Source organism: Massilia sp. R2A-15 (genome assembly GCF_030704305.1).
Taxonomy (GTDB): Bacteria; Pseudomonadota; Gammaproteobacteria; order Burkholderiales; family Burkholderiaceae_D; genus JAFCUW01.
The window spans coordinates 2,260,409-2,278,982 of sequence record NZ_CP131935.1; the positions used below are offsets into that span (position 1 = coordinate 2,260,409).

Annotated in this window: 15 protein-coding genes; 1 reads left to right on the forward strand and 14 read right to left on the reverse strand. The window is 65.8% G+C overall.

Going from position 1 to position 18,574, the window contains the following annotated elements:
• Positions 1–42 precede the first annotated feature (42 nt).
• From Q4S45_RS10320 to Q4S45_RS10360, 9 genes are all read right to left on the reverse strand, one after another.
• Entirely contained in the window at positions 43–1,719 is a 1,677-nt protein-coding gene (locus Q4S45_RS10320; protein ID WP_305511588.1) for a peptide chain release factor 3, read from the reverse strand.
• A gap of 110 nt (positions 1,720–1,829) precedes the next feature.
• Entirely contained in the window at positions 1,830–6,515 is a 4,686-nt protein-coding gene (locus tag Q4S45_RS10325) for a pilus assembly protein (RefSeq protein ID WP_305511590.1), read from the reverse strand.
• A 38-nt stretch (positions 6,516–6,553) separates the two neighbouring features.
• On the reverse strand, positions 6,554–7,144 hold the full coding sequence (locus tag Q4S45_RS10330) for a hypothetical protein (RefSeq protein WP_305511592.1): 591 nt from the start codon (positions 7,142–7,144) through the stop codon (positions 6,554–6,556).
• Positions 7,141–8,313 (reverse strand): PilW family protein, encoded by a 1,173-nt coding sequence (locus tag Q4S45_RS10335; RefSeq protein ID WP_305511593.1) that lies wholly within the window; start codon positions 8,311–8,313, stop codon positions 7,141–7,143. The genes Q4S45_RS10330 and Q4S45_RS10335 overlap by 4 nt, the downstream gene beginning before the upstream one ends.
• On the reverse strand, positions 8,310–8,726 hold the full coding sequence (locus Q4S45_RS10340) for a prepilin-type N-terminal cleavage/methylation domain-containing protein (RefSeq protein WP_305511595.1): 417 nt from the start codon (positions 8,724–8,726) through the stop codon (positions 8,310–8,312). The genes Q4S45_RS10335 and Q4S45_RS10340 overlap by 4 nt, the downstream gene beginning before the upstream one ends.
• Positions 8,723–9,355 (reverse strand): Tfp pilus assembly protein FimT/FimU, encoded by a 633-nt coding sequence (locus Q4S45_RS10345; protein ID WP_305511600.1) that lies wholly within the window; start codon positions 9,353–9,355, stop codon positions 8,723–8,725. Before Q4S45_RS10345 ends, Q4S45_RS10340 begins: the two co-directional genes overlap by 4 nt.
• Complete coding sequence (locus tag Q4S45_RS10350) at positions 9,343–9,771, reverse strand: type IV pilin protein (protein ID WP_305511611.1); 429 nt, start codon at positions 9,769–9,771, stop codon at positions 9,343–9,345. The genes Q4S45_RS10345 and Q4S45_RS10350 overlap by 13 nt, the downstream gene beginning before the upstream one ends.
• Before the next feature lie 115 nt (positions 9,772–9,886).
• Complete coding sequence (locus tag Q4S45_RS10355; RefSeq protein ID WP_305511613.1) at positions 9,887–11,197, reverse strand: sensor histidine kinase; 1,311 nt, start codon at positions 11,195–11,197, stop codon at positions 9,887–9,889.
• Positions 11,194–11,859: a response regulator transcription factor gene (locus tag Q4S45_RS10360; protein ID WP_305511615.1), complete on the reverse strand. Its 666-nt coding sequence runs from the start codon at positions 11,857–11,859 to the stop codon at positions 11,194–11,196. The genes Q4S45_RS10355 and Q4S45_RS10360 overlap by 4 nt, the downstream gene beginning before the upstream one ends.
• Positions 11,860–12,117: 258 nt before the next feature.
• Between Q4S45_RS10360 and Q4S45_RS10365 the strand changes: the two genes are divergently transcribed.
• Positions 12,118–12,927 (forward strand): Crp/Fnr family transcriptional regulator, encoded by an 810-nt coding sequence (locus tag Q4S45_RS10365; RefSeq protein ID WP_305511617.1) that lies wholly within the window; start codon positions 12,118–12,120, stop codon positions 12,925–12,927.
• Here the strand turns inward: Q4S45_RS10365 and Q4S45_RS10370 are convergent.
• The 5 genes from Q4S45_RS10370 to pheT form a co-directional block, all read right to left on the reverse strand.
• Complete coding sequence (locus Q4S45_RS10370; protein ID WP_305511619.1) at positions 12,824–14,359, reverse strand: CHASE3 domain-containing protein; 1,536 nt, start codon at positions 14,357–14,359, stop codon at positions 12,824–12,826. The genes Q4S45_RS10365 and Q4S45_RS10370 overlap by 104 nt on opposite strands.
• Positions 14,360–14,460: 101 nt before the next feature.
• Positions 14,461–15,096: a response regulator transcription factor gene (locus tag Q4S45_RS10375; RefSeq protein ID WP_305511621.1), complete on the reverse strand. Its 636-nt coding sequence runs from the start codon at positions 15,094–15,096 to the stop codon at positions 14,461–14,463.
• Positions 15,097–15,242: 146 nt separating this feature from the next.
• Complete coding sequence (locus Q4S45_RS10380) at positions 15,243–15,656, reverse strand: MerR family transcriptional regulator (RefSeq protein ID WP_305511623.1); 414 nt, start codon at positions 15,654–15,656, stop codon at positions 15,243–15,245.
• A 6-nt stretch (positions 15,657–15,662) separates the two neighbouring features.
• Positions 15,663–16,010, reverse strand: coding sequence for an integration host factor subunit alpha (locus tag Q4S45_RS10385; RefSeq protein WP_305512086.1), 348 nt, complete (start codon positions 16,008–16,010; stop codon positions 15,663–15,665).
• A gap of 122 nt (positions 16,011–16,132) precedes the next feature.
• A complete protein-coding gene (gene pheT / locus Q4S45_RS10390; protein ID WP_305511625.1) occupies positions 16,133–18,559 on the reverse strand; it encodes a phenylalanine--tRNA ligase subunit beta in 2,427 nt (808 codons plus the stop codon).
• Positions 18,560–18,574 lie beyond the last annotated feature (15 nt).

Genomic DNA, 18,574 nt, shown 5'->3' on the forward strand with positions numbered 1-18,574 from the left:
CAACATGGGGCCGGGTCTGCGGGACCCGACCCCAAAGCCGCATTACCCCAGCTTGGCCGCGTGCTCGCGCGTGGCGTGGAAGGTCAGCTTCGGCCAGCGTTCCTCGGTCAGGCGCAGGTTGACGTTGGAGGTGGCCAGGTAGGCCAGATTGCCGGCCGCGTCGTAGGCGACGTTGTGGCCCAGCGCCGCTTCGAAGTCCGCCAGCACCCGCTTGTCGCCGCTGACCCAGCGCGCGCTGCTGATGCTCGAGCCTTCGAACACCGCGTCCACGCCGTACTCGTTGAGCAGGCGGCTGGCCACCACTTCGAACTGCAGCACGCCGACCGCGCCCAGGATCAGCTCGGCGCCCTGCACCGGCTTGAACACCTGCACCGCGCCCTCTTCGCCCAGCTGCTGCAAGCCCTTGTGCAGCTGCTTGATCTTCAGCGGATTGCGGATGCGCACCGAGCGGAAGAAGTCCGGCGCGAAGTATGGAATGCCGGTAAACGCCAGCATCTCGCCTTCCGAGAAGCTGTCGCCGATCTGCATGTTGCCGTGGTTCGGCAAGCCGATGATGTCGCCGGCGTAGGCTTCCTCGACCTGCTCGCGCGACGAGGCCATGAACGTCACCACGGACGAGACCTTGATCTCGCGCCCGAGGCGCAGGTGCTTGACCTTCATGCCGCGCTCGAAGCGTCCCGAGCACACGCGCAGGAAGGCGATGCGGTCGCGGTGCGCCGGGTCCATGTTGGCCTGGATCTTGAAGACGAAGCCGGTGAACGGCTGCTCGGTCGGCGCCACCACCCGCACCGACGCGTCGCGCCCGCGCGGGGCCGGCGCCCAGTCCACCAGCGCCGACAGGATCTCGCGCACGCCGAAGTTGTTGATCGCGGAACCGAAGAACACCGGAGTCTGGATGCCGGCCAGGAAGCGCTCCAGGTCGAACGGATGCGAGGCGCCATGCACCAGCTCCACTTCCATCTTGAGCTGCTCGATCTCGAGCGGGAACATGGCCTGCAGGCGCGGATTGTCGATGCCCTTGACGATCTCGTAGGCGCCGTCGGCCTTTTCCTCGCCCGCCTTGAACAGCATGATCTCGTCGCGCAGCAGGTGGTACACGCCGCGGAAGTTCTTGCCCATGCCGATCGGCCAGGTCACCGGCGCGCACTCGATCTTCAGCACGGATTCGAGTTCGTCGAGCAGTTCGAGCGGATCGCGCGTCTCGCGGTCCATCTTGTTCATGAAGGTGACGATCGGCGTGTTGCGCATGCGGCACACGGCCAGCAGCTTGATCGTCTGCGCCTCGACGCCCTTGGCCGCGTCGATCACCATCAGGGCCGAGTCGACCGCGGTCAGCACCCGGTAGGTGTCTTCCGAGAAGTCCTGGTGGCCCGGGGTGTCGAGCAGGTTGATGACGTGGTCGCGATGCTCGAACTGCATCACCGACGACGCCACCGAAATGCCGCGCTGCTTCTCGATCTCCATCCAGTCCGAGGTCGCGTGGCGGCCGCTCTTCCTGGCCTTGACCGTGCCGGCCATCTGGATCGCGCCCGAGAACAGCAGCAGCTTTTCGGTCAGCGTGGTCTTGCCGGCGTCGGGGTGGGAGATGATGCCGAAGGTGCGGCGGCGCGCGACTTCACGCGCGATCGTCGCCGGCAGCTTGCGCGAACCGTCGGAAGACTGCTCGGCTGGAGCGGCGTCGGGCAGTTCGGTATTGGGGGTGTCGGAATCGTTGGACATAATCGAGCCCTTGCATTGGCCCTGGAAACAGAAAACCCTCGATTTTACCGATTCCGCGCCCTTCCGTGTGAAATTTCCGTGCCGGGCGCGCACCGCCCGGCACGAACACGCTACTCCCCGCTGACGCGGCGCCAGCCGGTCTTGCGCGCCTCCATCGAGCTTGGCGGGGTCACATTGGTCGTGATGTTGTTACCGCTGGCGGTCGTCGTGATCATCTTGATCGTGCCGGACGGCAGGCGCACGATGATGAAGCCCACCGCCGCCGAGTTGGTCGACAGTGTGCCGCCGGCCACGGAATTGGACGCCACCGCGGCGCCGGTGCAGACATTGAACTGGTACACATTGCTCGAGCCGCCCACCGAACAGGACGACGAGGACGTCGGCATGGTGGTGACCACGTTGACGCCGCCGGCGACAATCTGCGGGTCGAGATTCATGCGCTCGCCGGGATTCAGGGTCCAGTCGACGTACCAGCCGTCCTTGGTCGACAGGTTGACGGCGTTGTTGGTGATGGCGTAGGTGTTGGTATTGCTGCTCGAACCCTGCAGGCTCAAGGTCTGCTGAACCATCGATGCGCTGCGGATGTTGGCGATCGGGCTGCCGGTATCCTTCACCATGTACAGCGACTGGGTCCCGGTGGTGCTGGTGTCGGACAGGTCGAGCAGGCGGCCGGTGCCGAAAATCACGGCGCGCTGGGCGCGGCGGGTCGACACGCCGTTGACGACGTCAACCACTTCGCATTGCGTCACCTCGGGCCGCGTGGTGATAGGCTGGACAGTTCCGGAGATAACGGCGGTGCCGATTTTCACGACCGGCACCTCGGCCGGAGCGGCGGTGGTCAGGTCGAAGCGCCACATCTGGCCATCGTTGTCGCCGCCATAGATATAGGTCGTCACCGGATCGGTGAATGGGTTCAGGCTGATCGACGTGATCTTGGCCAGGCCGGACGGCGTCGCCTTGCTGCCCGCGCCGGTCGAGACCTTTTTCAGGACATTGCCGGTGGCGATATCGACGATGTAGAGGTAGCCCTGGCCGTTGTCGCCCGGCGTCACGCCAGTCCCGGCGTAGGCGGGCGCGCTGACGCCGTCGACGCCGGACACGTTGTTGTAGCCGGAAGTCAGGTAGACCACCCACTGGCCGCGCCACATGCCGAATTGCGGGTTGCCGAAGGTCAGGCCGATGTCCGGATCGTTCTTGGCGCAGACGGCCGGGTCGGCGCACAGTTCCCACAGCGCCACCGGCGTCGCCGGATCAGTCACATCGAGCGCGTAGAAGCCACGCCCGCCGCCATTCAGGCCGGCCACCAGCACGGTCTTCCAGACGCCGCCGATCTGCACGTCGTTCAGTTCGGGCGAGCCGTCGGTGGTGAACTGGTGGTTCAAGCCGTAGTTGATGCTGGCCTGGCTGTACAGCTTCTTCATCGTGATGCGCGGCACATAGGCCCAGCGTTCGTCGCCGGTGCGCGCGTCGAAGGCGTGCAGCATGCCGTCGTTGGCCGCGGTGAACACGGTGGCGGCGCGGCCCGCATTGGCCGACTTGAAGGTGCTGTAGCCCGCGGTCGAATACTGGCGGTCGGGGCCGCGCAAGAACGCTGGCTTGGACGAGGCGATGTCGCCCAGCACGATCGGTATCGCCGTGCCGGTGGCCGGGGTGGTCATGGTGTAGGCGCGCAGCTTGTGGTCGTCGGCGTACTGCTGCTGGCCGCGCAGCCAGTTGACGATATTGTCGCCATTGTTGACGACGTCCTTGTCCGCCTGAGACAGCAGGGAGCACTGCGGCAGCAGCGTGCACTTGTTGTCGAACCAGCCTTTCAGCAGCGGACTCGCGCTCATCTCCGAATACTTGAACTCCTTGAGCGACCTGGTACCGGCCGGATCGAGCATCCAGATCGTGCGCGTATCGCTGCTGGCCCCGACCGTCAGGCCGAGCTTGTCGGTGGTGGTCCAGGTCGCCGTCGTGCCGACGATGCCGGTGGCGATGTCGATCTTCTTGTCGGCCAGTTCGCCATACCATTTACCGGTGGTGAACACGTCCGAGAAGATGTCGTTGTCCTGCTGCGAGATGTTCGGCGTCGACGTCGCCGCGGCCGACGCGGCGCCCACGCGGACCGAAATGTTCGAGATCGCTTCGGCCAGGCCGGCCTGCACCGAGGCCGGATCGTTGGCGCTGAAGTACTTGCCGTGCCCATTGATCGCCGCATGCCACAGGTCGTCCACCCGTTCCTGCACGGTGTTGGCGGAGGAACCCACCTGCGGGTCGGGCCAGATGTAGGCGCCGCCGCCGTTCCAAGGGCAGCCGGTGCTGGCCTGGGTGATCAGGTTGAAGAAGTCGCCGCCGACGGCCGGTGCGGTGTCGTAGTTCGGCTCGTAGTTCATGACGCCGTCCATGCCCAGGCCCATGGTGAAGGTGGTCACGTGCAGGTGGGTGTTTTCGCCCGCCCCTGCCGGCACCAGGCCAGGCTTGGTCATGTCTTCGAGACCCGGGCGCAGCGATACCGTGCCGGTGCTCGAACCGCCGTTGTACCAGTGCAGGGTAACGTCGGCCAGCGACTCGGGGGACTGAGTACGGGTATCGACGCAGCCGCGGCCGGCCGTGCAGAAGCGGCTGGCGTTTTCGACGTTGTCGTTGTTGGAGACGTTCGAGCTCGAGCCGCCGTTCCAGTAGCCGTCGGTGGTCAGGAGAATGAAGTTCTGCTGGCACGGATACTGGACCACCTCGCTGCCGGCCGGGTAGTTGTACGGCGACAGGTTGGCATACATGCGCCCGACGTTGTCGATCGACGGGCGGGTCGGGGTCGAGCCGCTCGTGGTGGTGGCGTAGAAAGTGGTGTACCAGTTGTCGCGCGCGGTGCCGGCGAAATCGGCCGGCACCAGGTCGATTGCGCCGCCGGCTCCCACGTTCGACATGCGCGCCAGCCCGACCCGGTAGTTGCCAGATACCGGAGCGAACGCCTGCCCCACTGCCGACTTGGCCATCTGGATGCGCGTCTTGTAGTAGGCGAACCAGTTGGCGAAATTGACCATTTCTTCGGTAAAGGTGCAGACGCCGGCCGTGGTCACGCAATCGGTGCGGGCGACGGCGCGCGGGTAGGTTGAGCCGTTGTTGAGGATATCGACGCGGCGGAAGGTGCTGGCCGCGGCGGAACCGCCGGTGATGGCCGCCACGTCGGTCGCGATCGAGTCGGTCACCGCCGCACTGCCGGCGGAGTAGCCAGTGCCGGCCGACGGCGCGAACGCGATGGTGCCGGCGTTGGTCACCGAGCCGAACGAAGGCGTGCCCACGTTGGAGGTCGCAGCGGTATGGACCAGGCACAGCCAGGTATTGCTCTTGGCTGCGCAGGCGGGCGTGACGTTGTTGCCGCCCACGTAGGCAGTGATGGTGCCGCCGGTGCCGATCGCACCGACGATCTTGCTGACCGCGGTGGCCGCGTTCGAGTTCTTGCCCAGACTGATGCTGGAGCCGACCGTGGTCCCGCCCCAGGTGATCGAGGCGAGCGACGGGGTGGTGCCGCCGCCGCCGGTGGTGCCGCTGACCTGCACCAGGGCAGTCGCGGGCACGGGCGCCACCGCCGGCGTGACGGTAACGGTCGGCGCGTTGACGGTGATGCCCCAGCCGTTCCGCGATGCGTCGGTCAGCACGCTGCAGTTGGTCGCCGACTTGGTCGACGGATTGCAGAAGATCGGAATAACGGCGACGATGTTATCTGACGCCAGCGTGATGCCGTAGCTCGAGCACGGCGAGACGTTGGTGGTACCGACCGGCGTGCGCACGCAGGCCCAGTACTGGTTGGTCAGGCCGGACTTGGCGTTGATCGACGCGGCGATCGCGCTGGCGACGGTTTGCTGCTTCAACGCGGTATCGACGCCGGTGGCCGCGGTGATGGTGCCGTTGGTGATGGTGCGCTGGGTCGACGGGTCCGGAATGGTGACGCTGGTGATGGTCATCGAGCTCGCGCTGGTCGAACGGCGCACCGCGATGGTCCCGAACGCCACTTGGGCGCCCAACGGGGTCGAGAACGACGGGTACTTGAAGTTGCCGACTTGCTTGGCCTGGCAGTTGGTCAGGTTGACCGTGTCGCACCAGCGCACCTTGGCCGGATACGGATAGCCGGTCGGGGCGGCGGCGCCGACACTGGTCGAGACGCAGTTCGTCAGGTTCTTGTCGGAACAGTACTGCGCGACCTCGATGGTGTAATAGTAGGGATTGCTGTTGATCGTGATCGGCGAATTGTAGACGCCGTCCGGATAGGTGTAGGCCGCGGTGTTGACCTGGCAGCTGGTGCCGCTGGTCGAGGTGCACCACTTCAGGTCGGGGAAACCGGTGGCCAGGTTGACCGTGCTGGCCGAGGCGCCGGCCAGGTCGGTCTTGTGGGCGTTGAAGCCGTCGCCGGTGACCGCGGTCCAGTTGCTGGTATTGGCCGCGGTCATTTGCGGGTAATAGCTGCCATCGGACTTGATCGGCACCTGGTAACGGATGGCCGGATTGTAATACTGCTTGTTGAAGTCCGGACTCATGAATGGCGGATGGCCCGGCGAGCACAGGGAGGCGCCCGCGGCCAGGGTGGCGGCCGTGCGGCACTGGTAGGTGCTTCCGTAACCGACCGAATCGGGCAGGAAGGCCCAATCCATCGAGCCGGAATTGTCGAACAACAGCATCAGGTTTGGCTTGACCGTGCCGGTGCCGGTCATGTTCAGCAAGGGCACCTGGGCGATGCTGGTCTGCGCCGCCTGCGCCGGCCCGCCCAGCAGCGCCGTGGCCAGCAGCGCCAGCGCGCCGAGACAATGGTTGATTTTCATGGTCGTTCCAATCGAAGGTAGCTGTAGTCGATGCGCGATCAGGCGCCGATCAGGACGGCGAGCTGGTTGATGACGTTGCCCCCGCGCGGGCCGGCAATGCGCGCGGTGATGATGTAGTGCAGCTGGGGCGAACCGGCCAGCGCCAGCGCGGTCGACGACAGGCTGCTGCCGAGCGCGACCGAACTGCCCAGGTTGGACGGGTTGGGCGTGGTCTGCAGGCAGCGGTTGCTGCCGGCGTTATAGGCCGCCGCCTGCGAGCACATGCGATGGATCACGTAGTCGATGGTCAGGCCGTCGGCCGTGGTGAGTGTGCGCTTGCCGGACCAGAAGCCGTCGGAGCGCACGTTCTGGGTGGTGTCGAAGGTGGCGACGTAGCCGTTGTCGCTGCTGTTGGCGTCTAGCGCGACCTTGTTGCTGGTGGCCGTCGCGCTGAGCCATTCGAAGCCGGTCAGCAGGCCCAGGTCGGCGGCCTTGTTCAGCGCCGATTCGTAGGCCAGGTTCGAGGTCGTCATCGTGGTCGAGTTGCTCGACTTGAGCAGGTAGGCGCTGCTGATCAGCATCACCACCAGGATGATCAGCATGACCGGCAACGCCAGTCCCCGTTGCTGCGTCTGGGTGCGCAGGATCATGGCGTCGGCCTCCATGCCGAATTACGGATCGGCACAATCGTTTCGAAACTGCGGTAGCGGTAGCACTTCCAGTCGACCGTGTCGCCCGTGACGGCGACGTTGACGCTGATCGAACCGAACACCGTCGGCAGGGCCGGCGTGGCGGTGCACACGCCGCTGCCATTGGGCTTCTCGGGCGTGCGGCTGCGCGCCACCACCGCAACGCGGATCGCCGCCACGCGCTGGTAGTCGGCCTGGTTTTCCACGCCGTCGCCGTCGGCGTCGCCGACCGTGTTCGACCACTGCGTCACCGTCATCCCCTGCTCCGGCAGGAACGAGGCGCGTTTGTCCAGCCCGTACTGCGCCTTGAGCGAGACCACATTGTCGATCACCGTGGCCGGCGCGCGGCTGGCGCCGGCCAGGTTGGTGGCGCGCAGCTGCAGGAAGCCGCGGCTGAGCGACCAGGTGTGGAGCGACAGCTGCGAGGCCGGCCCCAGGTTGAACAGGCGCGCCTGCAGGCTGTTGAAGGCCACGCCGAGGCTGCCCGAATTGAAGCGATTGTTGCCGCCGGACGCGACCACGATCTTGTTCTGGCCGCCCTGGGCGGCAGGCGCGTCGGCGTGCGACACCTGCGCCAGCGCGCACTTCGAGGCGCCCGGCAGCTCGGGCGCCACCAGGATCACATCGCCGCCGGCGGCGACCTCGTCGGTGCCGGTGAAGCCATAAGGATTGCGGTCGACGTCGATCGAGCCCGAGCTGGCCGCATAGTTACTCGCCACGCGCAGCATGCCGGTATTGCTCATCGCGCTCCCCGAGTAGATCGCGATGACGTCCGGATTGGCGCCGTTCGACTGGATCACCGCCGCCGTCAGCGGCGTGACGGCCACGCTGTTGCGCGTCACGCCCAGCAAGGCGTAGCCATTGGCATCCGAGAATACCGTGTCGCAGCCGTTGATCAGAGGGTCGTTCAGGCCCCAACCGGCCTGCGACAGGTCCTTCTCGATGGAAAACAGGCCGAGCATCCCGTTCTGCATCGAGTCGGAACTGCCCACGGCGGCCTGCTTGTTCACTTCGGCATTGGCGACCAGGCGAGTGGCGAACACCAGCGCAAGCAGGCCGATGACGATGCTGATCATCAGTTCCACCAGCGAGAAGCCGCGTGCCGGCGCAGGCGATCGGAATGTTTTCATGATGACTGCGCGATGTAGGAAGTGACCGTATGCCAGCTCGGCTGGCCGCCCGTCTTGCGGGTCCAGCCGATCCTGACGTTGACGGTGGTGCGGCGGGTCAGGGCGACCGGCGTGACCGTCACCGTGATCGCCGCGTTGGGAATATTGCTGCGCGTTTCGGTGTACCAGGCGTTCAGCGCCGAGCTCGGGGTGCCGCTGCCGGCATACGCGTACGACGCGAGGTTGGCCTGGTCGACCGTCATCATGCCGATCAGCTTGTCGCTGGCGATGGTGGCCTCGGCGCGCATGCCGGCGTCGGACAGAACCGAGTAGGCGCGCGCCTGCAGGCCGATCGCGCCCAGCAGGCCGATCGCCAGGATCAGAGTGGCGATCACCGCCTCGAGTAGGGCGACGCCGCTTTGCTTATTGTTCATGGTGGGCAGGCCCTGGAGTCGGTGACGGCAACGGAAGGATCGCAGCGGGTGGGCATGCCGCCCAGGGTCACGGCGATGGCGCTGGTGCGCACGCGCCCGGCGTAGGCCGGCGCGGGCGCCAGCTCGAGCCGGGTCACGCGCGCCGGGTAGTTCGTGTCGACCCAGCCGAGCGCCGTGTAGAACACGTAATAGGCCCCGTCCGGCAGCAGGGTCGGCGCGATCACGCTGACCGGCGGCAGGTTGGCGGCCGAGCGCAGCACCGACCTGAAGCCGTTGGCGCCTTCCGGATCGTTGGCCGCGGGGGCGGCCGGGGTCGACCAGTTCTCGCTGCCCTCCACGCATGGCGCACTTGACGTCGGAAAGCAGATGTCGACCTGCCAGTCGAGCTGGCCGTTGGTGGCGTTGGCCGTCAGAAGCAGGCGGCTGGCGGTGTTATGGCTGATCGCCTGCTGGCGCGCCAGGCGGAAACCTTCCATGTAGAACTCGTTCGCCGAAGCCGCCTTGTTGGACAGCAGCCAGTTCGACATCGACGGGATGCCGACTGCGAGCAGGAAGCCGGCGATGACCAGCGCGACCATCGTCTCGACCAGGGTGAAGCCGGCGGGCCGGCGAAAGCTTATTGGGAGCATTGGCCGTTCCGGCGGTCGACCCAGCACGTCGTACTGGTGGTCCAGCCGGCCGGTACCGCCGTGGTCGCGCGGTTGCCTTGCTGGTCGATGGTGTAGACGAAGCCGGCGGCCCGGGCGCGGCCGGTCGCGGTGACCGTGTAGGCGGTCTGGGTGGCGCCCGACAGTGCGTAGGTGAAATTCGGCGTGGCGGCCGGGAACACACCGGAACTGGTGTCGAAGCTGGCGTAGCTGCGGGTGTTGGCCCAGAACTGCTCGGCATTCGGCTGCACCGTCGCCAGCGCCGAGTAGGCTTCGGTCAGGCGGCCGCGCAGCACGTAGTCGTTGTAGGATGGCAGCGCCACGCCCATCAGCAGGCCGATGATCGCCACCGCGATCATCACTTCGATCAGGGAGAAGCCGTTGTTGCGTGGTTTCATGGTCAACCTCGTGTGCGGGAGTGGGTTTGTTTCCCATGGATAATAATCGATGAAGCTGACATTACCCTGAGGAAATTCTGACAAAATGCTGACAAACCCGAACCGGCGCAACGCTTCAGGCTGAAAAGCGCACCGTAAACAGCGCGCCGCCGCCGGCGCGCTCGCCGATCTCGACCGTGGCGCCATGGGCGGCGGCGACGTCGCGCACGATCGCCAGGCCCAGGCCGCTGCCGCTGGTGCTCTCGTCGAGCCGCACGAAGCGCTCGAACACGCTGGCGCGGCGGTCGGGAGCGATCCCGGGACCACTGTCTTCCACCACCAGCACACCCTGCCCCGCCTCGGCGCCGCAGCGCACCGTCACCACGCCGCCGGCCGGAGTGTAGCGCAGCGCATTATCGACCAGGTTGTCGACCAAGTCGCGCAGCAAGAAGGCGTCGCCGGCCACCCGCGCGGGCGCCAGTTCGAAGCCCAGATCGATGCCCTTGGCGGCGGCCTGCTCCACGAAGTGCTGCACCGATCCGGTCACCAGTTCGGCCAGGTCCAGCCGTTCCAGGCGCTTGCTCTCGAAGCGGCTCGGCTCGGCGCGCGCCAGCGACAGCAACTGGTTGGTGTGGCGGATCATGTGGGCGTTGGCTGACAGCATCAGGCGAATCGAGCGCTGGGCCTCGGCGTCGCCGCGCAAGCGCGCATCGAGCCACTCGAGCTGCAGCTTGATGCCCGCCAGCGGCGTGCGCAACTGGTGAGCGACGTCGGCGACAAATTCCTGCTGGGCGCGCACCCCGGCCTGCACCTTGTCGAGCAGGCCATTGAAGGCGTTGACCACCGGCGCGACCTCGACCGGCACGTCGGTCGCCACCGGCGTCAGGTCCCCGGCGCCGCGCCCGTTCAGATCGCTGCGCAGCTGCGCCAGCGGCAGCAGCGCGCGCGTCACCGCGAACCACACCAGCCCGGCCAGCGCCAGCGACAGCAGCGCCACCAGCGGCAGCACCGCCTGCAGGATGGCCGAACGCTGCTGCACGCGCCGGCGCACCGTTTTTGCCACGCCCACCGCGACGCCGTCTGCCGCCACCCGCGCCGCCATGCGCACCGGTTCACCGCGCATGACGGCATCGGCCACGGCGCCGCCGCGCGGCAGTGCGGGGAAGTCGGCGTCGCCTGCCATCCGCGCGCCATTCGCGCCGCGCACCACGAAATACACGGCATCGACAGGGTCGCCGCGCAACAGTTGCTCGGCCTGGGCCGGCAGGTCGACCCTGCCCGCCACCACTCGCGCGGACAAGGCGCCCGCGGCGTCGGCGATGGCCTGGTCGAAGGCCATCTGGGCCGGCGTCCACGCCAGCAGCCAGGTCAGCCCGGCGCCGGCCAGGTTGATCAGCAGGATAGGGCCGACCAGCCACTTGAGCAACCGCAGGCGGATGCTGGTCATGCGCCCGCTTCGACCATGTAGCCGAAGCCGCGGATGGTGCGGATCGCCACGCCGGCGTCGGCGATCTTCAGGCGCAGCCGCGAAATATAGACCTCCACCGCGTTCAGCGTCAGGTCGTCGCCCCAGGGCAGGATCGCCTCGATGATCTGCTGCTTCGACACCACCCGGCCGGCATGCTGCAGCAGGTATTCGAGCACGGCCCACTCGCGCACCGACAGGTCGATCTGGCGCTCGCCGATGCGCGCGCGCCGGGCCGCGGTGTCGAGACGCAGCTGGCCGAACGCCAGCACGGCCGGCGGCGGCGCGTTGCGGCGCGCCAGCGCCTTGATGCGCGCCACCAGTTCGGCGGTGGCGAAGGGCTTGACCAGGTAGTCGTCGGCGCCGGTCTCGAGGCCGCGCACGCGATCCTCGACGGCGTCGCGCGCGGTCAGGAGCAGCACCGGCATGCTGCTGCCGCGCGCGCGCAGGCGCCGCACCACTTCGAAGCCGTCGATGCCGGGCAGGCCGATGTCGAGCACGGCGACGGCCGCCTCGGACGTCTGCAGCGCCGCGTCGGCCTCCAGGCCGTTGCCGAGCACTTCGACGCGCATGCCGTGGCCCTTCAGGGTGCGCGCCAGTCCGTCCGCGAGTACGGCGTCGTCTTCTACCAGGAGAACTTGCATGGGCGCTATGAACAGGTTGCCGTGAATGCGCTCATTATGCGACATAACGCTGCCCAATCCCAATATTTCCCCGCGCAGAGGCCGGTTTCTCCCAGTAGGACTGGGCCTACAACGAGTTATGCAACCAGCCTACACAGGGGCGACTGCTAATCTTATGTTCGCCAACAGACCAAACCTTTAATCTTCTTACATCGCGATCGGCAAAGGAAACGGCGCCGGAATCGCTCCCGATGTGATGAAGAGATAATGAGGATAAAAATGAACAGCACTCAACTTGGTACCGCTCAGAAGGCACAATCGGTAAACCAGATTCCTGGCGCCTCGCCGGAATTCAAAGTTGGGTCGAAACCGGTGGTCAGTTACAGCGGTACGCAGCAGAACGAACTGCTCGCCGCGCTGCCACGGCAAGACCTGGAAAAGCTGTTCGAGCACCTCGAACTGGTTGCCCTGCCGTTCGGCAAGGAACTGTTCGAGTGCGGCAGCAAGCTGGAAAATGTCTACTTCCCCACCACCGCCATCGTCTCCCTGCTGTACGTGATGGAAGACGGCGCCACCACCGAAATCGCCGTGATCGGCCATGAAGGCGTGTGCGGCATGTCGCTGTTCATGGGCGAGCGCGCCACCTGCAGCGCCGTCGTGCAGAGCGCCGGCTACGGCTACCGCCTCAAGGCCCAGTACCTGCGCGACGCCTTCAACCAGGGCGGCGCCCTGCCCCAGCTGCTGATGCGCTACACCAACGCGCTGTTCGCCCAGATGGCGCAGAACGCCGTCGGCGGCCGCCACAGCTCGATCGAACAGAAGCTGTGCCGCTGGCTGCTCGACCGCCTCGACCGCTCGCCATCGAACGAGCTGAAGGTCACTCAGGAGCTGATCTCGATCATGCTGGGCGTACGGCGCGAAAGCATCACCGCCGCCGCCGGCAAGCTGCAGGAAGACGGCCTGATCACCTACCGCCGCGGCAACATCACCGTAATTGACCGTCAAGGTCTTGAGGAGTATGCGGGTGAGTGCTACAAGGTGGCAAAGACGGAATATGATCGCCTGCTGGAGGATGTGGCGGCGCGTTGATTGATTCGGGCGGCGCCGGCAGGTCCGGCGCCGAGTAAGGCATTGCAGCGCCACCCGGGCCGTACAGCGGGATGGTCGCTTCCACGCAAGTGCCGACGTCGTTGACGCCGCGCTTGACGCACAAACTCCCTCCCAGCAGCAAGGCGCGTTCGCGCATCCCCAGTAAGCCATGCGACTTCGGCTGGCGCGCCGCGTCGAGCGCGATGCCGACGCCATCGTCCACCACTTCGAGCAGCAGCGCATCGCCCTCGCGCACCAGGTGCACGATCACGTGGCGCGCGCCGGCATACTTGGCCACGTTGTTGAGCGCCTCCTGCACGATCCGGAATACCGCGATCGCGTGCATCGGCCCGGCCGCATCGACCTCCCCATCGACCAGCGACTCGCAATCGAGCCCGGTCAGCTGCGCGTATTCGATGCAGTAACTGTGCAGCGCGGCCGCCAGGCCCAGGTTGTCGAGCAGGCTGGGACGCAGGTTCTCGACGATGCGCCGTTTCAGCTGCACGGTATCGACCAGGGTCGCGCGCGCGCGCTCGAGCATCGCCGCTAGCGCCGCGTGGTCAGGCCTGAGCTGGTCGGTGACGGCGTTGAGGTCGATGCTGATGGCGGTCAGGTTGGCGCCCATCTCGTCGTGCAGCTCGCGCGCCAGCCGCGCCTTTTCCTCTTCCGACACGCTGATCAGGTGGCGCGACAGCACCGACAGCTGCTCGGTGCGCAGCGCCACCGTCGACTCGAGCGTGTCGTTGGCGTTCTGCAGCGCGCGCTGCGCCACCACGCGCGAAAAAAAGCTGTGCCGGATCAGGCGGTAGAACAGCAGGATCACCAGGATCGCGACCAGATTGATGCCGATGCCGAGGATGACGGCGTTCTGGTACTGCTTGTAGAAGGCGGCGCCGCGCGCGGCCAGCAGGTCGTGCTGCTCGCGCGCGATGATCACCACCAGCAGGCGGATCTCGTCCATCACCGATTTGCTGTCGGCCGTCTCGGCAACCTTGACGATGTCGCGCAGGCCGCCGACGCGGTAGACCTCCAGCGCCTGGTCCATGCCGGCCAATTTGCGGTTGACCAGGGTGCGCAGCTGGTCGAGGTTCTTCAGCTGCGCCGGGCTGTCGGCCAGCAGCAGGCGCAACTCGCTGAACTGCGCGTCGATCTCGGCGCGCGCGGTGCGCATCGGGCCGAGATAGCTCTCGGAGCCGGACAGGAAATAGCCACGCAGGCTCGCTTCGGCATCCATCACGAGCACATTGAGGTACTGGACTTTTTCGCCGACGCGCGCGCTCTGGCTTTGCAGCTCGTTGGCGCCCTTGAGCGATTGCAGGTTGTGCGCGAGCGAAAAGCCGTTGACGATCAGCACCAGCACGCAGACGAGGCAGAGCACCGTCTTGTAGAACGGCAGGCCGGGTTTCAGCGCGGAATCGGTGGTGAAATACATCCTCGGGTCCTTTCGCGCGGCAGAGCCTATCTGTAGGCATTATAGACCCAGGATGTGGCGCGTGGCACGGCCTCAGCAGCCGCGCAGCGCAAGGATCCTGCTTAGTCGAGCAGGTTGTTTTTCATGGCGTAATAGGTCAGGTCGCTGTTCGACTGCAGGCCCATTTTTTCCATGATGCGGGTGCGGTAGGTCGAGACCGTCTTGATCGACAGCGACAGCGCCACGCCGATGTCGGACACGGTCGCGCCCTTGGCCAGGCGCAGGAATACCTGGAACTCGCGGTCCGACAGCTCGGTATGCAAGGCCGTGTTCGGGTCGCGGTCGAAGCTTTGCGCCAGCAGTTCGCCGACGGTCGAGGACACGTAGCGGCGGCCCTGGTACACGGTGCGCACGGCCGTCTTCAGCTCGTCGGCCTCGCACTCCTTGTTCAGGTAGCCGTTGGCGCCCATCTTGAACAGGTTCAGCGCGTACTGCTGCGCCGGATAGCCGGACAGGATCAGCACCGGCAGGTTCGGCTGGCCCTGGCGGATGGTGCGCAGGATGTCGATGCCGCTCTGGTCGGGCATGGCGATATCGAGCAACAGCACGTCGCAAATCTCGCGGCGCGCGATGTCGAGCGCCTCGCGCCCGGTGGCGCCTTCAGCGACGACGGTGAAGTCATCGCCCGAGGTCGAAAAAATCTGCTTGAAACCTGCTCGTACAATCTGGTGGTCGTCACAAATGGCAACGCGTATCATTGTCTTCCCTTAATTTTTCCTGAACCAGGAAAGAGTCCTGGGCGTTCTTCGCGCCCGGTACTGCGCATGCGTTGGGTCAGCAACACTACAATAACAATATTCTATCACCCCGCGGGGCACTGTAACAGGCGCTTGCAACAGCGCCGCTACACGCCCCGTTCGAGCAACGCGAGAATGGCTACCAGTTCGGCGCGGATCAGCGCCTGGTCGGCTTCCGGCGCCTGGGTCTCGCGCTCGAATCCGGCTTCCGGATCGGGGGCGAAGCCCGGCGCCGCCTCGCCGCCGCGGCTGTCGAGCTTGTTGCGCGCGCCGCTGATGGTGAAGCCCTGCTCGTACAGCAGCTCGCGGATGCGGCGGATCAGCAGCACTTCGTGGTGCTGGTAGTAGCGCCGGTTGCCGCGCCGTTTGACGGGCTTCAGCTGGGTAAATTCCTGCTCCCAATAACGCAGAACGTGCGGCTTCACGCCGCACAGTTCGCTCACTTCGCCAATGGTGAAGTAGCGCTTGGCCGGAATCGGCGGCAGCACGGCGAGTTCGGTCTTGCTCAAGCGATCGTTCATGGATTATCAGGCCGCCTTGGCGAGCGGGCCGGTCGATTCGACCATGCCCTTGAGTTTCTGGCTCGCGTGGAAGGTGACGACGCGGCGCGCGGTGATCGGGATCTCCTCGCCAGTCTTCGGGTTGCGGCCGGGCCGCTGCGGCTTGTCGCGCAGCTGGAAGTTGCCGAAGCCCGACAGCTTGACCGCCTCGCCGCGCTCGAGCGCATTGCGGATCTCGTCGAAGAAGGTTTCCACCATGTCCTTCGCCTCGCGCTTGTTCAGGCCAACCTGCTCGAACAGCAGTTCGGCCAGCTCGGCTTTGGTGAGCGTCGGCAAGTCCTTCTCGGCTTCCTGGCGCGTCTTGGCGACCTGCATCGCCCGATGCAGGTCGGCCGCCAGTGCCGATTGGAGTACTGCCGAATCAACGTCGTTGTTATTAATTTTCCAGCCCTGCCTTATCAAATCTAGCAAATGTGTTGAAGATTGCTCTTTGGCAATCAGCCACGCATCGTTGCGTTGTGTTTTTGCTTTGCGGTCTCGGCCATCGCCGCCATCAGCGCGTCGACGACATCGTCCTGCAAGGTGGTTTGAGTATCTTGCAAGCTAAAGCGGAAAGCAAGACTTTTTTCGTCCGCCTGCAGCCCTTTTCCGCGATATTCATCAAACAAAACAATGGCTTGCACGATGTTTCCGGCTGGATTTACCTGCTTTTCGGCAATAAACGCGTCGATCAGGTCCTGCGCGGCGACGGTGTTCTTCACCACCATCGCGAGGTCGCGGGTGGCGCCGGGGAATTTCGAAATATCGACGTGCTTGGGCACCGGGCGTTGCTGAAGCGCAACTACATCGACTTCGAACAACACCGGCGCCTGGGCCAGTTCGTACTTCTGCAGCCATTTCGGGTGCAGCTCGCCGATGAAGCCGACCACCTTGCCGTCCACTTCGACCGATGCCGAGCGGCCCGGGTGCAGCGCCGGGTGCTCCAGCTTGGCGAAGCGCAGCGCCACCGGGGCGAACATCGCTTCCAGGTCGGCCTTGACGTCGAAGTAGTCGACCGGGCGCGAAGGCTGGCCCCACTGCTCGTCCGCCGCCGGGCCGTAGGCCATCGCCGCCAGGCGTTTCGGCTGGTCGAAGCCGGCGATCGACAGCGCGCCGTCCACGGCGAACGGATTGCGCTGGAACACGGCGCCGATCTCGAACACGCGCACCCGGCCGGCCTTGCGGTTCAGGTTGTAGCGCACGTTGGCCACCAGGCTGCCGATCAGCGACGAGCGCATCACGCTCATCTGACTGGCGATCGGGTTCTGCAATTTGATCTGGTCGTCGTTACCGGAGAAATCGGTCTCCCACTGCGATTCGACGAAGCTCATGTTGACCACTTCCTGGTAGCCCAGGTCGGCCATGCGGTGGCGCAGCGCGAACAGCGAGCGGGTATGCTCGGGCGCGATGATCATCTGGCTGGCTGCGACCGGCGGCTTGGCCGGGATGTTCTCGAAGCCGTACACGCGCGCCACTTCCTCGATCAGGTCTTCCTCGATCTCGATGTCGAAGCGGTACGACGGCGCCGTCACCGCGAACTGGCCCGGCTCCTGCGTGAACGACAGGCCGAGGCGGCGGAAGATATCGGCGACCACGTCATCGGTCAGCGGCACGCCGATGACCTTTTGCGCGCGCGCGGTGCGCAGCACGACCGGTGCGCGCACCGGCAGGTTGACCGACTGGTCGTCCACCGGGCCGACCACGGTCGCAGCGGTGCCGCAGATCTCGACGATCAGCGCGGTGATGCGCTCGATGTGTTCGACCGTGGTGGCGTAATCGACGCCGCGCTCGAAGCGGTGCGCCGCATCGGTCGAGAAGTTGTAGCGGCGCGCGCGGCCCTGGATCGCATTCGGCCACCAGAAGGCCGCTTCCAGGTAGATGTTGGTGGTCTCCAAGGTGACGGCGGTGGCGTCGCCGCCCATGATGCCGGCCAGCGATTCGATCTGGTGCGCATCGGCGATCACGCCGACCCAGTCGTCCACCGCCACGGTATTTCCGTTCAGGAGCTTCAGCGTTTCGCCCTTGACGCCCCAGCGGATATCGAGGCCGCCGTGGATCTTGTCGAGATCGAACACGTGGGACGGACGGCCCACTTCGAGCATCACGTAGTTGGAGATGTCGACCAGTGCCGACACCGAACGCTGGCCGCTACGCTCGAGGCGCTGCACCATCCACGCCGGCGTCTTCGCCTTTGCGTTCAGGCCGCGGATCACGCGGCCGGTGAAGCGCCCGCACAGGTCCGGCGCGCTGATTTTCACTGGCAGCACTTCATCGCCGGTGACCGGCACGATGCGCGTGGCCGGCAGCGTCAATGGCGTGCCGGTCAGCGCCGACACTTCGCGCGCCACGCCCAGCACCGACAGGCAGTCGGCCTTGTTCGGCGTGAGCTTGATGGTGAATTTGAGGTCGTTCAGCGCGAGGTAGTCGCGGATGTTCTGGCCGACCGGCGCATCGGCCGGCAGCTCCATCAGGCCGCTACTCTCTTCCGACAGCTTCAGCTCCTTCGCCGAGCACATCATGCCCTGCGACTCGACGCCGCGCAGCTGGCCGACCTTGATCTCGAACGGCTTGCCGTCCGCGCCTGGCGGCAGCACGGCGCCGGCCATCGCGCAGATCGCCTTCATCCCGGCGCGCACGTTGGGCGCGCCGCAGACGATATTGAGCATCGTGCCGGTGCCGACGTTGACGGTGCAGACGTTCAGGCGGTCGGCGTTCGGGTGTTTGGACACTTCCAGCACTTCGGCCACGACCACGTTCGAAAATGGCGGCGCCACCGCCTCCACTTCTTCGACTTCCAGGCCCGACATGGTGAGCATGTGGGACAGTTCATCCGACGTCATCGCCGGGTTGACCATGGTGCGGAGCCAGTTTTCGGAAAATTGCATATGCGTGCCTTGCTG

Coding starts and splice junctions, on each gene's coding strand:
- Q4S45_RS10320 (WP_305511588.1), bottom strand. CDS start 1,719: ATGTCCAACGATTCCGACACCCCCAATACCGAACTGCCCGACGCCGCT.
- Q4S45_RS10325 (WP_305511590.1), bottom strand. CDS start 6,515: ATGAAAATCAACCATTGTCTCGGCGCGCTGGCGCTGCTGGCCACGGCG.
- Q4S45_RS10330 (WP_305511592.1), bottom strand. CDS start 7,144: ATGATCCTGCGCACCCAGACGCAGCAACGGGGACTGGCGTTGCCGGTC.
- Q4S45_RS10335 (WP_305511593.1), bottom strand. CDS start 8,313: ATGAAAACATTCCGATCGCCTGCGCCGGCACGCGGCTTCTCGCTGGTG.
- Q4S45_RS10340 (WP_305511595.1), bottom strand. CDS start 8,726: ATGAACAATAAGCAAAGCGGCGTCGCCCTACTCGAGGCGGTGATCGCC.
- Q4S45_RS10345 (WP_305511600.1), bottom strand. CDS start 9,355: ATGCTCCCAATAAGCTTTCGCCGGCCCGCCGGCTTCACCCTGGTCGAG.
- Q4S45_RS10350 (WP_305511611.1), bottom strand. CDS start 9,771: ATGAAACCACGCAACAACGGCTTCTCCCTGATCGAAGTGATGATCGCG.
- Q4S45_RS10355 (WP_305511613.1), bottom strand. CDS start 11,197: ATGACCAGCATCCGCCTGCGGTTGCTCAAGTGGCTGGTCGGCCCTATC.
- Q4S45_RS10360 (WP_305511615.1), bottom strand. CDS start 11,859: ATGCAAGTTCTCCTGGTAGAAGACGACGCCGTACTCGCGGACGGACTG.
- Q4S45_RS10365 (WP_305511617.1), top strand. CDS start 12,118: ATGAACAGCACTCAACTTGGTACCGCTCAGAAGGCACAATCGGTAAAC.
- Q4S45_RS10370 (WP_305511619.1), bottom strand. CDS start 14,359: ATGTATTTCACCACCGATTCCGCGCTGAAACCCGGCCTGCCGTTCTAC.
- Q4S45_RS10375 (WP_305511621.1), bottom strand. CDS start 15,096: ATGATACGCGTTGCCATTTGTGACGACCACCAGATTGTACGAGCAGGT.
- Q4S45_RS10380 (WP_305511623.1), bottom strand. CDS start 15,656: ATGAACGATCGCTTGAGCAAGACCGAACTCGCCGTGCTGCCGCCGATT.
- Q4S45_RS10385 (WP_305512086.1), bottom strand. CDS start 16,010: ATGCAGGTCGCCAAGACGCGCCAGGAAGCCGAGAAGGACTTGCCGACG.
- pheT (WP_305511625.1), bottom strand. CDS start 18,559: ATGCAATTTTCCGAAAACTGGCTCCGCACCATGGTCAACCCGGCGATG.